Origin of the sequence: Flavobacterium pokkalii (assembly GCF_014596575.1) — a bacterium.
In the GTDB taxonomy this organism is placed as follows: domain Bacteria; phylum Bacteroidota; class Bacteroidia; order Flavobacteriales; family Flavobacteriaceae; genus Flavobacterium; species Flavobacterium pokkalii.
The window spans coordinates 14509-28245 of sequence record NZ_NASZ01000013.1 but is presented as its reverse complement, the minus strand read 5'-3'; the positions used below and the strand labels follow the sequence as shown (position 1 = coordinate 28245).

Annotated in this window: 13 protein-coding genes; 5 read left to right on the top strand and 8 right to left on the bottom strand. The window is 35.2% G+C overall.

The window, feature by feature from the left end; translation table 11 throughout:
- Window positions 1-20 precede the first annotated feature (20 nt).
- Window positions 21-824, bottom strand: coding sequence for a glycogen/starch synthase (locus B6A10_RS09470; RefSeq protein WP_055095002.1), 804 nt, complete (start codon window positions 822-824; stop codon window positions 21-23).
- Between the two features lie 79 nt (window positions 825-903).
- Here B6A10_RS09470 and panC point away from each other — a divergent pair, with 79 nt between their 5' ends.
- The 4 genes from panC to radA all read left to right on the top strand — a co-directional run bounded on the left by panC (window position 904) and on the right by radA (window position 4790).
- Window positions 904-1782 carry a pantoate--beta-alanine ligase gene (gene panC, locus B6A10_RS09465; protein ID WP_188220690.1) on the top strand — a complete coding sequence of 293 codons (879 nt, stop codon included), beginning with the start codon at window positions 904-906 and terminating at the stop codon, window positions 1780-1782.
- A 14-nt stretch (window positions 1783-1796) separates the two neighbouring features.
- On the top strand, window positions 1797-2147 hold the full coding sequence (panD, locus tag B6A10_RS09460) for an aspartate 1-decarboxylase (protein WP_055094998.1): 351 nt from the start codon (window positions 1797-1799) through the stop codon (window positions 2145-2147).
- A gap of 133 nt (window positions 2148-2280) precedes the next feature.
- On the top strand, window positions 2281-3426 hold the full coding sequence (locus B6A10_RS09455; protein WP_188220689.1) for an alpha/beta hydrolase: 1146 nt from the start codon (window positions 2281-2283) through the stop codon (window positions 3424-3426).
- Between the two features lie 2 nt (window positions 3427-3428).
- Complete coding sequence (gene radA, locus B6A10_RS09450; protein WP_188220688.1) at window positions 3429-4790, top strand: DNA repair protein RadA; 1362 nt, start codon at window positions 3429-3431, stop codon at window positions 4788-4790.
- A 59-nt stretch (window positions 4791-4849) separates the two neighbouring features.
- Here the strand turns inward: radA and B6A10_RS09445 are convergent, their stop codons facing one another.
- The 5 genes from B6A10_RS09445 to B6A10_RS09425 all read right to left on the bottom strand — a co-directional run bounded on the left by B6A10_RS09445 (window position 4850) and on the right by B6A10_RS09425 (window position 12060).
- Complete coding sequence (locus tag B6A10_RS09445) at window positions 4850-5614, bottom strand: LytR/AlgR family response regulator transcription factor (RefSeq protein WP_188220687.1); 765 nt, start codon at window positions 5612-5614, stop codon at window positions 4850-4852.
- A complete protein-coding gene (locus B6A10_RS09440; RefSeq protein WP_188220686.1) occupies window positions 5614-7614 on the bottom strand; it encodes a sensor histidine kinase in 2001 nt (666 codons plus the stop codon). The genes B6A10_RS09445 and B6A10_RS09440 overlap by 1 nt, the downstream gene beginning before the upstream one ends.
- 127 nt (window positions 7615-7741) lie before the next feature.
- Window positions 7742-10159 (bottom strand): M28 family peptidase, encoded by a 2418-nt coding sequence (locus B6A10_RS09435; protein ID WP_188220685.1) that lies wholly within the window; start codon window positions 10157-10159, stop codon window positions 7742-7744.
- Window positions 10160-10180: 21 nt separating this feature from the next.
- On the bottom strand, window positions 10181-10528 hold the full coding sequence (locus tag B6A10_RS09430; protein WP_055094990.1) for a hypothetical protein: 348 nt from the start codon (window positions 10526-10528) through the stop codon (window positions 10181-10183).
- Between the two features lie 2 nt (window positions 10529-10530).
- Entirely contained in the window at window positions 10531-12060 is a 1530-nt protein-coding gene (locus B6A10_RS09425; RefSeq protein ID WP_026714332.1) for a carbon-nitrogen hydrolase family protein, read from the bottom strand.
- A 199-nt stretch (window positions 12061-12259) separates the two neighbouring features.
- Here B6A10_RS09425 and B6A10_RS09420 point away from each other — a divergent pair, with 199 nt between their 5' ends.
- Window positions 12260-12595 (top strand): single-stranded DNA-binding protein, encoded by a 336-nt coding sequence (locus B6A10_RS09420; protein ID WP_188220684.1) that lies wholly within the window; start codon window positions 12260-12262, stop codon window positions 12593-12595.
- Window positions 12596-12942: 347 nt separating this feature from the next.
- Here B6A10_RS09420 and B6A10_RS09415 read toward each other — a convergent pair whose 3' ends face one another.
- Both B6A10_RS09415 and B6A10_RS09410 read right to left on the bottom strand, forming a co-directional pair.
- Window positions 12943-13128, bottom strand: a complete 186-nt coding sequence (locus B6A10_RS09415; RefSeq protein WP_188220683.1) for a hypothetical protein — start codon at window positions 13126-13128, stop codon at window positions 12943-12945.
- A 79-nt stretch (window positions 13129-13207) separates the two neighbouring features.
- Entirely contained in the window at window positions 13208-13726 is a 519-nt protein-coding gene (locus B6A10_RS09410; RefSeq protein ID WP_188220682.1) for a ferritin, read from the bottom strand.
- Window positions 13727-13737 lie beyond the last annotated feature (11 nt).

Genomic DNA, 13737 nt, shown 5'->3' with positions numbered 1-13737 from the left:
AAATACCTAAAAATTGAGGGTTAAAGCATTTCTTTATAAAAATTGCTGTACGCGTCAGCGAAAGCATCTTTAGGGACGTAAGGTAAAAAAGGTTTACCGGAAGTTTCAATAAATTTTGTTAAACTTGAACTAAGATTTGATGAAGCCACAATTACCGCATCTGAGTGCATTACGGTAGCTTTAATAATATTCTCATAATCAGGAGTCGAAAGCATATCAACCGCTTCCTGAGGCACACCATCCATTTTAACTTTATTAATCATTTCAACATCCAAAGTCCCGTCAAAAGACTGACCATAAACCGAAGTCACAATCTTTGTATCCGAAAACAAAGCTTCATTTTTATAAAAATGCTTCATATACACTGGTAACATCGCTGCCATCCAACCGTGAACGTGAATAATATCAGGAACCCAGTTTAATTTTTTTACCGTTTCAACGACACCTTTTGCAAAAAAGATAGCCCGCTCGTCATTATCCGGATATAATTTTCCGTCTTCATCAGCAAATGTGGCTTTTCTTTTAAAATATTCGTCATTATCAATAAAATATACCTGAATTCTTTCTTTTGGAATAGATGCTACCTTAATAATCAATGGCATATCTAAGTCATTTACTACCAAATTCATTCCGGAAAGACGAATAACTTCGTGTAATTGATGTCTTCTTTCATTAATATTACCATATCTCGGCATAAAAATTCGAATTTGCCCCCCCTGATCATTGACCATTTTAGGCACATCATAAGACATTAAAGAAACCTCATTTTCAGCCAAATACGGCACCACTTCAGATGATACATATAATATCCTCTTATCTTTCATATTGTAATTTAGTTAGTTATGTTGGTAATAAAAACCATGCAAAATTACAAAATTTTATGCAGTTATTAACTAATATATTATGTTTGCACTCAATTTTAATAAAACGATCATGCCTATTTTCTATGGAAAAGCAACTTTGACCGAATTTTTAAATTCTGTTAAAACGTCAAATTCCACTATTGGTTTTGTTCCTACAATGGGTGCCTTACATCAGGGACACCTTTCCTTAATGCAACAATCACTAACAGAAAACCAACATACTGTAGTGAGTATTTTTGTCAATCCTACTCAGTTTAACAATCCGGAAGACCTGGAAAAATACCCAAGAACTCTGGAAGCAGACACTCAAAAAATAGCTTCTTTAGACCCAAACATTATTGTTTATGCACCATCTGTCGAAGATATTTACGAAGGCAATGTCACTTCACAGGATTTTGATTTTGACGGATTGGAAAACCAAATGGAAGGCAAGTTCAGACCCGGACATTTTAACGGTGTAGGAACTATTGTAAAACGTCTATTTGAAATTGTAACTCCAACAAATGCTTATTTTGGAGAAAAAGATTTTCAGCAATTACAAATTGTCAAAAAAATGGTTCACAAAAACCATTTGAAAGTCAATATCATCGGTTGTCCTATTTTTAGAGAAGCTAACGGACTCGCCATGAGCTCCCGAAACGAGCGTCTTTCGGCAACCGAAAGAGAACAGGCAGCTGTGATTTATAAAATACTGACAGCAGCCAAAGAAAAATTCAAAACCCAAAACTGCGAGGAAGTAAAACAATGGGTTGAAAAAACTTTCAAAACAAACGAAATGTTTGATTTAGAATACTTTGAAATCGCCAACGAAGAAACACTGACCCCTTGTGAAGCAAAATTAAAAGATAAAAATTATCGCGCATTTATTGCCGTATTTGTTAATAATATTCGTTTAATTGATACCATTTCATTAAAATAATTTACTTTTGCACCATGCAAATTCAAGTTTTAAAATCGAAAATTCATCGGGTAAAAGTAACAGGAGCCGATTTAAATTATATTGGCAGTATTACCATCGATGAAACCTTATTAGAAGCCTCTAATATCATTGAAGGAGAAAAAGTTTCTATTGTTAACATCAACAACGGAGAACGTTTTGACACTTATGCCATAAAAGGAGAAAGAAATTCCGGCGAAATCACACTTAACGGTCCGGCAGCCAGAAAAGTACAGAGAGATGACATTATCATCATTATTTCGTATGCTTCGATGGACTTTGAAGAAGCCAAAACTTTCAAACCATGGATTATTTTTCCAAATGAAAAAAACAATTCATTAACATAAATGAAAATTCAAAAAAATTAATTTCGAAGCGTTTCCAAAAGAAACGCTTCTTGTTTTTATAGTCTTTATTTTACTTTCATCAAAAATTAGTATCTTGCTGTACCGATTGCATTCCAACCTAAATCTCCAAATTATGAAGCAAGCTCTACTTTTATTCTTTCTTACGATTTCATTATTTGCACAACAAAAAACCGAATTAATCAAATCGACCAAACTGGCTGAAACCCGTGAAATTCTCGTGAGCCTCCCTCCTTCTTACGAAACAAACCCTGCCAAAAGATATCCCGTTTTATTATTATTGGACGGTGATTATTTGATGAATCCGTTTCAGGGCGCACTGGATTATGGTGAATACTGGGACGATTTGCCGGAAATTATCATCATCGGCATCAAACAAAAAAGCAGCCGCATGAGCGATTGCGGCATCGATGAAGTTGAAGGAATGCCAACCAAAAGATCGGCAGCATTTTATAATTTTATTGGAGAAGAACTAATGCCTTTTGTCGAAAAAAAATACCGCACAGCTCCTTTCCGAATCATTGCCGGACACGACACCACTGCCGGATTTTTAAATTTCTTTTTGTACAAAGAAAATCCGTTTTTCAACGCTTATATTTCCTTAAGTCCGGAACTCGCCCCTGGAATGGGCAATCAGATTACCACCACTTTGACCAATACCAAAAAAAATCTGTTTTACTATCAGTCTTCTGCTGACGGCGATATTAAACAATTACGGCAACCCATTGAAGAATTGGACAGCAATATCAAAGCGGCGGCAGCCAACAACCCTTTAATCAATTACCAATACGACAAATTCAACAATGCTTCGCATTATTCGTTAGTTCTATTTTCCATTCCAAACGCTTTGTATCAGATTTTCGATAGCTACAAACCAATTTCTTCAACCGAATTCACCGAAAAAATCGCTATTTTGCCTTCAGGATACGTGGATTATTTGACTAAAAAATACGACAACACTACAGAAAAACTAGGCTTACAGGTTCCTATCCGAATTAATGATTTCAAAGCCATCGAAGCTGCTATTTTAAAAAACAAAGCCTACGACGAATTGGAAAAACTAGCACAATTAGCCAATAAAAATTATCCAAAAACCATGCTTGCCGATTACGAATTGGGGTTGATGTATGAAAAAACAGGCGATGCTAAAAGAGCCGCCCAAAAATACCAACGTGCTTCTCAATTAGAAGAAATTGGCAATTTGACCAAAGAAATGATGTACAACAAGTACGATGATATGAAAAGTTTAACCGTTAAATAATAATGTCGAAAGTTAAAACCTCTTTTTTCTGCCAGAGTTGCGGAACTTCTTATGCCAAATGGCAAGGGCAATGCAACGCCTGCAAAGAATGGAATACCATTGCCGAAGAAATCATTCAAAAACAAGACAAGGTAGCCTGGAAAAGCGAACCAACACCCGCTAACAGAGCGCCAAAACCTTTAAAAATTACCGAAATCGATTCGACCCAGGAAATTCGAATGGATACTACAGATGCCGAATTGAATCGGGTATTGGGTGGCGGAATTGTTCCCGGCTCTCTGACACTTTTAGGCGGTGAACCCGGAATTGGAAAAAGTACCCTTTTACTCCAAATTTCCTTAAAACTACCTTATAAAACCCTATATGTTTCGGGTGAGGAAAGTCAGAAACAAATAAAAATGCGCGCGGAAAGGATTACGCCAAGCAACGATAATTGCTACATTCTGACAGAAACCAAAACCCAAAATATCTTCAAACAAATTGAAACCATTGAACCCGAAATCGTCATTATCGATTCGATTCAAACCCTGCATACCGATTATATTGAATCGACAGCGGGAAGCATTTCGCAAATCAGAGAAACTACTGCCGAACTGATTAAGTTTGCCAAAGAAACTAACATTCCGGTCATTCTTATTGGTCACATTACCAAAGACGGAAATATTGCCGGTCCAAAGATTTTGGAACACATGGTTGATACCGTTTTGCAATTTGAAGGCGATCGAAATCACATTTACCGAATCCTTCGTTCGTTAAAAAATCGTTTTGGTTCTACTTCCGAAATTGGTATTTACGAAATGCTGGGCAGCGGATTACGTGAAGTTTCGAATCCCTCCGAAATATTGATTTCACACAAAGACGAAGAATTATCCGGAACGGCCATTGCCACCACTCTCGAAGGCATGCGCCCGTTGATGATAGAAATTCAATCTTTAGTGAGTACAGCAGTTTACGGAACACCGCAACGCAGCACCACGGGTTACAATGCCAAAAGACTGAACATGATTCTTGCTGTTTTAGAAAAAAGAGCCGGATTCAGACTCGGTGCGAAAGACGTTTTCCTGAATGTAACGGGAGGAATTTCAGTTGATGATCCGGCAATTGATTTGGCTGTCGTAGCTGCAATTTTATCTTCCAATGAAGACATTCCGGTGGACAAAGGTTTTTGTTTTGCCGGTGAAGTTGGACTTTCAGGAGAAATACGCCCCGTGAACCGTGTCGATCAGCGCATTCAGGAAGCCGAAAAACTGGGATTCTCAACCATTTTTGTTTCGAAATACAATAAAATTGCCTTAAAAAATACAGGGATTAAAATTGAACTAGTCGCCAAAATTGAAGATGTAGCCAGTATGCTATTTGGGTAAATTATTTGAAAATACAAACTCGACAGATTTTTAAATATCTGTCGAGTTTGATTAAATTCTTAAATCCCAATCCAATCTTTAATAGCCGTATTATAACTCCTTCCAGAAGTAATACTGGTCTTTCTATTGTTATTCAACGTAATCACAAAACGACTATTAAAGTACTTTTGAACTTCCTGCACCAGATTTTTATTTAAAATTACGGCACGATGTACCCGTATAAATTCCTGTGGCAATTTCGATTCTAATTGAGATAAGGATTGCTCAATCAAATGGTTTTCTTTGTTGGTATAAACCGTAACATATTTTTCATCGGCTTCAAAATGAGTAACCTCATCCAATTTTATAAAAATAAGTTTTTCCCCTTTTTTGATGGTTATAGAAGTCATCTTTTTTTCTTCTTTTTGCTCATAAAAAGCCTTCAAAACCGACATAATATCAGATGAAGAAAGATTCGTTTTCAAACTACTCAATTTCTCAACCGTTTGTTGCAAACGCTCCAAGCGAACCGGTTTCAACAAATAATCAATACTATTGGTTTCAAAAGCTTTCAAAGAATATTGATCGAAAGCAGTACAAAAAATCACAATGGGAATTTTCTCCAAACGCTCCAATAATTCAAAACCGTTCAATCCTGGCATTTCAATATCCAGAAAGATTACATCCGGCTTGAATTTATTGATTTTCTCAACGGCTTCAATTCCATTTTTAGCTTCGTCTAACACCCTAAAAGTCTCCGGAAAATGCTCCAGTAATTTTTGTAAACGAGCTCTTGCAGGCGGTTCGTCATCTATAATCAAAGAGGAATACGCTTGACTTTTCATTATAAAATAGCATTTATACGAATTATAATTTCTTTTTGAGGTTCATTGTGCCAACTCATTTCAGCTTTTTCTGCATAGCTAAATTTCAGCAAATCATAAACTGTTTGTAATCCATGACCACTGACTAATCCTTCCGGAAAATTGGGACCGTTATCTTGTACTGAAATCAAAATACCATTATCTTTCTTACTTACTTTCAGCAATATTTTTCCATGTCCTTCAATTTTAGAAATTCCGTGTTTGATGGCATTTTCTACCAAAGGCTGCAATATAAACCTTGGAATTTCTATAGTTAACAATTCAGCATCAACATCAATACTAAAATCTAATCGGTCGCCAAAACGGATTTGTTCAATTTCCAAATAATTTTGAACCAAACTTAACTCATCACCCAAGGTATTTACTTTTGCCCCTTTTCGATTGATGCTATGCCTGAACAAATCCGACAAGGACAAAGCCATTTTTTCGGTTTTATCTGCATCAATATGTGCTAAACCGGCTATTGAATTTAACGCATTATACAAAAAATGCGGATTGATTTGTGATTGCAATGTTTTGAACTCAGCTTCTGCTTTGGCTTCCCTCAAACGACTTAATTCAACGTCTTTTTCTTTAACCAAAGATGCTGAAAAATGATTCAAATACAACAACAATCCCCTACCAATTGCCAATGCAGCTGAGAAAAAAACATAAGGCAAAATAAATTCAAAAAATCCTTCTCTATCTGATTCTAAAAATATTAAAGTAAGTGGTGCTATAAAAGAAATAAATGTAAAAATTACTTTGATAATCAATTGATAGCTAAAACTTTCGTTTCTTTTTAAACTAATTTTTTCTAATCCCCATAACACAAAGGAAATTAACAGAGCAAATAAAATCGGAGCCACCAAGAGCGAGAAAAGTGCATTCCACCAACTAACAAAAACTCTAAAATCTGTCATCAATTTATGAAAATTACTAAAACTTATAAAAGCCATTAGTATAATGAAAATTGAAAATAAGTAATTAAGATAATTATACCTAAATTTTCTGTTTTGAAAAAAGCTAAACATTAAAATAAAAACAATAATACCTTCACCAATAATAATTCCCCAAACCTTAAATTCATGCATTTTTTTATTGGTAAAACTACTGGCATAACGCCAAGGATAATTGGCATACATATAGGTTTCAAATTGCTCTATAAAGTCATCTGAATAAAGTTTTTGCAATAAAAATTTATCACTATCTGTAAATTTTGAATTTTCCGGATTGTCTCGTGCAGACCTAAAAACACTATTGACATTCTCTTTCCCATAGACGACAGGAATAAAATTAGCATCTTGAATATAACAAAGCGACCTTAATAATTCATATTGAATGTATGTTTTTCTTTCATTATAAGATATCTCTTTATTGATGTCAAAAGAAATAGAAATCGGCTTATAAATATTTTGTGATTTTGAATCAAAAACTTCTCTTGTTATTGTCCCAATTTCATTTGGCAATCGATAATCTATATTTCTTTCAGAATCTACCTTAGGAGGCATAAGGTACCATATGTGTTTTTCAGATTCAAGTCTATTGTCAACTCCTGAACTTTTGTAAAAACCCAACTCAGTTGTTGATCTTAATAAATCCCATAAAGAGATTCCCTTGTATTTTTCGTTATAACCATTACGAAAAGCAATATCAACAGATACTCCGGTAAAATTATCAAAGTAATCAATGGTTTTATTTGGAATAACCGTTCGTAATTCCCGAATAATTTCGTTTACAATCAGGCTATCTTGTTTTGAAGCATATTTTAGCGATATAAGTATTGGCCCTTCACGCTTATATACTATTTCAGTTTCTCCATCAAACAATCGATCTTTTACATATTCCCAATTTTTATTGTATTGATTGGGATTTTTACTTTTATCGTTTGCTATATTTATATTTAAAGATGTGTCATTTTTAGAAACAAAAATAGAACTTGTAACTACCAAAATGAGAATTAATGCGATTAGTTTTTTCATAGTTATTTGGTTGGTTTAATTATTTTAGGCAAATGAACTAAACCAAGTCATTTGAAAAAACATTTTTCCGACGAACTGCATTTTTGAAGATTGAACTACTAATTCCAAACCATATCATTTAACCATATCATTTAACCCTATCTTTTACAACGGCACTTTCGAAGTCGGGCGTTGCTTCCACTTTAAGAGGTTTCACAAATCTGGCTTTAGGAACTACAACCGGAACCGTATCCCGAACCACTCTCGGACTCGGACGGATTGTTTTTTTAATCGCTATGGCATCGTTCAATACAAAAGGTGTTGGCATCATCCAATCGGCTCTTTTGCGAAGGTGAAACATTGGATTTTGCAACAAATCAAAGGAACTTTCCAACAAAGTCATATCCATAACGGTTGCCGCATTGATATTAAACTCTAAAACCAAAGGATCATTGTTCACCACATAATAACTCAACAACCGCTTTCCTTCTCTTTCGTAAATTTTTCCTTTTTGTTCTAAATGAGAAACCCCATTCGCTTTGATATTGTACAAATCCATTTTCTCATTGGCAAAAATATCATAGCGATTCACTTTCCGATTGGGGGAAATTCGAATCTTCAAATAACGTTGATTATCGGCAATGCTATCGGTTAAAAAATCAATTGCAGGTTGCGGAATATTCTTCAAAGGCGCTTTGGCAGCAAAGGTAAATCCGGAATCGTATTTACTAAAAAGTGGAATCGCTTCAAGCCCCTTGGGTTTTTGCGGATTTTCACCCAAATAGTTTTTTGTCCAAACATCTAAATTTTTATCATACGTCAGCCATTGTGCAGCATTAGCATCGGCGTCAAACAGATAAACCAAACTATTCGATTTGGCTTTTCCTTTTTCATAATCCGATTCGGAATTTGCTTTGATAAAAAATCCAATCGCAACTAAAAGAAACAAAACCGACCAGCTTCCTTTTTGAACAAAATTCCCAAAAACCGGCAACAGCAAGCCAAAACAAAGCACCGTAAGTATGGCACTTCCGTACAGAATTTTCAATCCCAATCCAACTGGAAACATTTCGATAAAAGGAGCAATAATTAACAAAGCCGGGATACAAAAAATCAGGTTAAGTATCGGACTGTATTTTTGGGTAAGAATATAAAATCCGAATGTAAAAATTCCGAAATAAACCGGAATAATTAAAAAACCAGCGCCTTTTAAGCCAAAGGCAATTCCGAAATTTAAAAGTAACCACACCAATAATGGCGCTACAAAATCATTGGCGCTGATTTTATTTGGAGCAAAAAAGCGATAAAATACAAAGCAAACCGCCAGACTTAACAACACAAAAGCCGCAATGTAATCATGTCCGTTATAAGTAAAACCATTAAGTAAATCCTGGTATTGCGGATAAATTTGCAACACTAATTTCCAACCTAAAAAGGTAATCAAACCGGAAGCAAATAATGAACCCAAAAACGGAACAAAACCCGAAAGCATTTTTGGGACAGTCAAAATTCTTTTGGCAATTCCTAAAAAGATAAAAAACAAAAACAACACAAAAGCAATCAACAACATTGGAATCACCCAACTGAAAGGGTAATTGATAAAACCAAAGGGAATGGAAAAATAAACATCGTCATCGGCTGTATTCAGACTATCCAAATTGGCATTCGAAAAATAATGCAATAAAGGCATCAAATAAGAACCCTGATGCACTAAGGAATTGATATCTAAATGTTGCACATCATCCTGCGCCGTATGATAATTATAATGTCCGTCAATAAACGCAAAATTAAAACCGGGAATTCCGCCCTGTTCTCTGAAAGCCGTCAAATCGGTATCATTAGGCAGCATTTTGTAAATACTGTACATCAAAGAATTAGATACTGTAAAATTCGGATTCGCTTCCGCAAAATGTTTCACCATCGCCGCATTTCCATCTGTGGTTTCCATCAGCATATAACTAGGTCCGGAAGTTCCCCGGGCTTCAAAATTCAGCGCCAATCCTACTTCTTTAGCCCATTGATGCTGGGTTACAAAAAGAGCCGCTCCGTTCAAACCTAATTCTTCTGCATCGGAAAACAGAATGATAATATCGTTTTTATGAGGGGTTTTGGCATACAAAAAAGCGCGCACACTTTCTAAAATAGTAGCTACTCCGGTGGCATCATCACTGGTTCCTTTGGAAGCCGAATGCGGTGCACTGTCATAATGGGAAAGCAATAACAAAGCTTTTCCATTTTCACTTCCCTTTAATCTGGCAATAACATTATGTGACTTGGTTAGATTTCCCCATTCTGTCAAAGTATAACCATCCTGATAACTGACTTCGAGACCTAATTTAGTCAATTCGTATCGTAAATAATTAGCCACCTGATTGTGATAATTGGAGCCCACATAATGTGGCTGCTGACTGATTTTTTTTATGTGTACCAAAGCTCTTTTGGTCGAAAACTCAGCAAGTGGCTTCGTATCATTAACGGTCCATCGTGGCATGATGCTGAGATAAACGAAAGCGAGAACGGCCGAAAAAAACAGCACATAAACTATGGATGAGAGATCTTTTTTCATTTTAAGCAGATTGGGATTTTTTTAGTTGTCTTTTTTGACAAGGATATACATATCATTTTCTAATAACATATAACCCTGATCATACAGAAAATAGTATGTATTTCCTGTTTTTGTTTTTAAAATGTTGGTAAAAAAATCAAAATCGAAACCTTTACTTAATAATTTGGTCCGACTTGTTTTTGATTTTCCGTCCGTGTTCAGTTCGCTGAGAATGCGATAATTTTTGCGCAATTTATTATTAATGTTACGCATAATATTATTGCTGTCTTTATTCATCTTGTTATTATAGGCATTGCGACAACCATCGCTGCAAAACTTTTTGTCTTCGCGACCTATAATTTTTTCACCACATTCTAAACAGTTTTTCATAACTAACTTTTTAGTTTTTTGATTCGGTACAAATCATGACGACGGTCCTTCATTATGTTAACACTTCCGTGTTCATGTAATTCTTTGAGTAAATCTAAATCGACATCCACAATTAAGGTCATTTCGGTATTCGGAGTTGTTTCGGCCTTAATTCCATTACTTGGAAAGGCAAAATCAGACGGGGTAAACACAGCCGATTGCGCAAATTGAATATCCATATTATTTACTTTTGGTAAATTCCCTACGCAGCCGGCAATAGCCACATAACATTCATTTTCTATGGCTCTGGCCTGCGCACAATGTTTCACTCTGGTGAAGGCATTTTGCGTATCGGTCAGGAAAGGAACAAACAAAATATTCATCCCTTCATCGGCCATTAATCGGGAAAGTTCCGGAAATTCGACATCGTAACAAATGATAACTCCAATTTTTCCACAATCGGTATCAAAGGTTTGAATGGAATTTCCTCCTGTTATCCCCCAATGAAATACTTCATTTGGTGTAATATGAATTTTGGTATAGGTTTCGTAGGTTCCATCTCTTCTGCATAAAAAACCACTGTTGTAAAGCACTCCGTCAACCAAAGTAGGCATGCTTCCTGTGATAATATTTATGTTATACGAAATGGCCAATTCCTGAAATCTTTTTCGAATAGGTTCCGAATATTTAGCTAATTCTCTTATAGCATCAGCCTCGGACAAATGATTATAATCGGCCATTAACGGCGCAATAAACAATTCCGGAAAAACAGCAAAATCGCTTCCGTAACCCGAAACGGCATCGATGAAAAACTCGGCTTGTTCAAACAATGCTTCCAAATTGTTCAGCGAACGCATTTGCCATTGTATCAATCCTAATCGGATAACACTTTTAGTCGTATTAATAATCTGTGGACTTTCATCATAATAAATGTTATTCCATTCTAAGAGAACCGCAAATTGCTTGGATTTTCGGTCACCTTCCAAATAATTGCGCATCACGCGCATCACATGAAACTCATTACTCAATTGAAACGACAACACCGGATCGTGAATTTCTTTGCGTTTTACTTTATCAATATAAGCTTTTGGCGTCAGCTCGTTAGCATATTTCCCGTAGTTTGGAATTCGTCCTGCAAAAACGATGGATTTTAAATTCAGCTGTTCGCAAATTTCTTTTCGGGCATCATACAATCGGCGTCCTAAACGCAAACCGCGGTATTTTGGCACCACAAAAACATCAATTCCGTACAAGACTTCCCCCTTTGAAGTATGGGTCGAAAAAGTATAATCTCCGGTAATTTTAGCATAATCATGGTTTTGATCTACCAAATCTTCCGGCACAATAAGTGATAAAGCAGCTCCCACCACAATATCATCTACTAAAATAACCAATTGTCCTTCGGGGAATATTTTGAGTAATTTTTTAATATCCGATTCTCTCCAATAATCGTCAACCATTTCAGGATAGGATTCAATCATTGACGCTTTTAAATCTTTATAATCCTGAATTTTCAGATTGCGTAACTCGACTTTATTAATTTCTGATTTCATAAAATATCTTGATTTACTGCAAGATACAAAAAAATATCCGTTTACAAACGTTTACAAATATTTACAACCGAAAGTAAGTAGCTAATAACCGAATAAAGCCTGACAACCGATGCAACTTTGTACTGTCGAAAAGAAACAACATTGCCAATTTCAATGACAATAGCAATAAAAAAATATTAACAATTAAATTTTACACGCCATGAATGCATTAAGAAACAAAGTACAGTTGATCGGTCATTTAGGAAATGAACCAGAAATTAAAAATTTTGAAGGAGGAAAAAAATTAGTCAATTTTACCTTAGCCACCAATGAAGTTTACAAAAATGACAAAGGAGAAAAAGTGGAAGAAACACAATGGCATCGTTTAGTAGCCTGGGGAAAAACCGCTGAAATCATTGAAAAATATGTAACCAAAGGCAGAGAAATTGCCATTGAAGGCAAACTAACGCATCGCAGTTATGAAGACAAAAACGGTGAAAAACGCTATGTAACGGAAGTGGTGGTTTCTGATTTACTTTTGCTAGGAAAACCATGAGTTAAATGGATTTTTAACCGCTAAGTTCGCTAAGTTTTTACGCAAAGCTCACTGAATTATTTACCGCAGATTAACAGATTTTTCGATTTGAATTTGCGGTTTTTAATTTTAAAATTAACAGCAAAGGATGCATTTTTTTACGCAAAGCAAAAACAAAAGAAAGAGTTCTTAAATAAACTTAATGTCTTAATGGTTTCTTTTAAAAACTTTGCGGACTTTGCGAAAAACTTTGTGTTCTTTGCGGTTAAGTAAGGATTTAGATAAAACAGAAAACCCATCTCATTTTTAAAACGAGATGGGTTTTAATATTTTTTATTAATCCTGTATCACTTTTTCAGGACTGGACATTAGGCTACTTTTTGAATCAAATCGTACATTGGGCAACGTTTACAACGCTTACTTTCCGATTTTTTGAACTTTTCACAACAGGAAGATTTACAATTTTCTACCTTCTTAATAACAACAAGAGCTTCTTTTTTCTTTTTGTCTTTCTTCTTCTTTTTCTTGTCTTTTTCCTTTTCTTTTTTGCCCATCTTGCTAGCAGTTTAAAACTGAAGCAAATATAAATCAAAAAATATTATTTTTATATATTCTAAATAAACTTTAACTTTTTTATTTCGGATTGATTGCAACCGAACTCGTTACCGAGATTTGCTGAATATCGCGATCAAATAAATACAAACCTCCTTTGTCATCCCCAATCAGGTTGATTTTATCCAAAATGGTTTTTGCGGTAGCTTCTTCTTCAATTTGTTCCGAAACGTACCATTGCAGGAAGTTGTGCGTTGCATAATCTTTTTCAGAAAACGTAATATGCACCAATTCGTTAATCGAATTCGACACAAAAACTTCATGTTCGTACAAAGCTTCAAACATTTCTTTAAAAGTGGTATAAGTCGTTTTTGGCGCTTTCAAATCGGTAACCTGAGCATGTCCGCCACGCTCGTTTACATATTTAATCAATTTAAGCATATGAGCACGTTCTTCATCGGACTGTGCATACATAAATTGTGAAATCCCTTCCAATCCATGCACTTCAGCCCAGCAAGCCATTGACAAATAGGTTTGAGAAGATTCGGCTTCAATTCGAATTTGATTATTTAAGGCAGTTTCTATATTTTTTGATAACATATATTCAGTAT

Bases quoted from the DNA above. Each gene is read 5' to 3' on its own strand.
- B6A10_RS09410 (WP_188220682.1), bottom strand. From the start codon at position 13,726: ATGTTATCAAAAAATATAGAAACTGCCTTAAATAATCAAATTCGAATT.
- B6A10_RS09440 (WP_188220686.1), bottom strand. From the start codon at position 7,614: ATGAAAAAACTAATCGCATTAATTCTCATTTTGGTAGTTACAAGTTCT.
- B6A10_RS09455 (WP_188220689.1), top strand. From the start codon at position 2,281: ATGAAGCAAGCTCTACTTTTATTCTTTCTTACGATTTCATTATTTGCA.
- panD (WP_055094998.1), top strand. From the start codon at position 1,797: ATGCAAATTCAAGTTTTAAAATCGAAAATTCATCGGGTAAAAGTAACA.
- B6A10_RS09445 (WP_188220687.1), bottom strand. From the start codon at position 5,614: ATGAAAAGTCAAGCGTATTCCTCTTTGATTATAGATGACGAACCGCCT.
- B6A10_RS09470 (WP_055095002.1), bottom strand. From the start codon at position 824: ATGAAAGATAAGAGGATATTATATGTATCATCTGAAGTGGTGCCGTAT.
- panC (WP_188220690.1), top strand. From the start codon at position 904: ATGTTTGCACTCAATTTTAATAAAACGATCATGCCTATTTTCTATGGA.
- B6A10_RS09415 (WP_188220683.1), bottom strand. From the start codon at position 13,128: ATGGGCAAAAAAGAAAAGGAAAAAGACAAGAAAAAGAAGAAGAAAGAC.
- B6A10_RS09425 (WP_026714332.1), bottom strand. From the start codon at position 12,060: ATGAAATCAGAAATTAATAAAGTCGAGTTACGCAATCTGAAAATTCAG.
- B6A10_RS09435 (WP_188220685.1), bottom strand. From the start codon at position 10,159: ATGAAAAAAGATCTCTCATCCATAGTTTATGTGCTGTTTTTTTCGGCC.
- B6A10_RS09420 (WP_188220684.1), top strand. From the start codon at position 12,260: ATGAATGCATTAAGAAACAAAGTACAGTTGATCGGTCATTTAGGAAAT.
- B6A10_RS09430 (WP_055094990.1), bottom strand. From the start codon at position 10,528: ATGAAAAACTGTTTAGAATGTGGTGAAAAAATTATAGGTCGCGAAGAC.
- radA (WP_188220688.1), top strand. From the start codon at position 3,429: ATGTCGAAAGTTAAAACCTCTTTTTTCTGCCAGAGTTGCGGAACTTCT.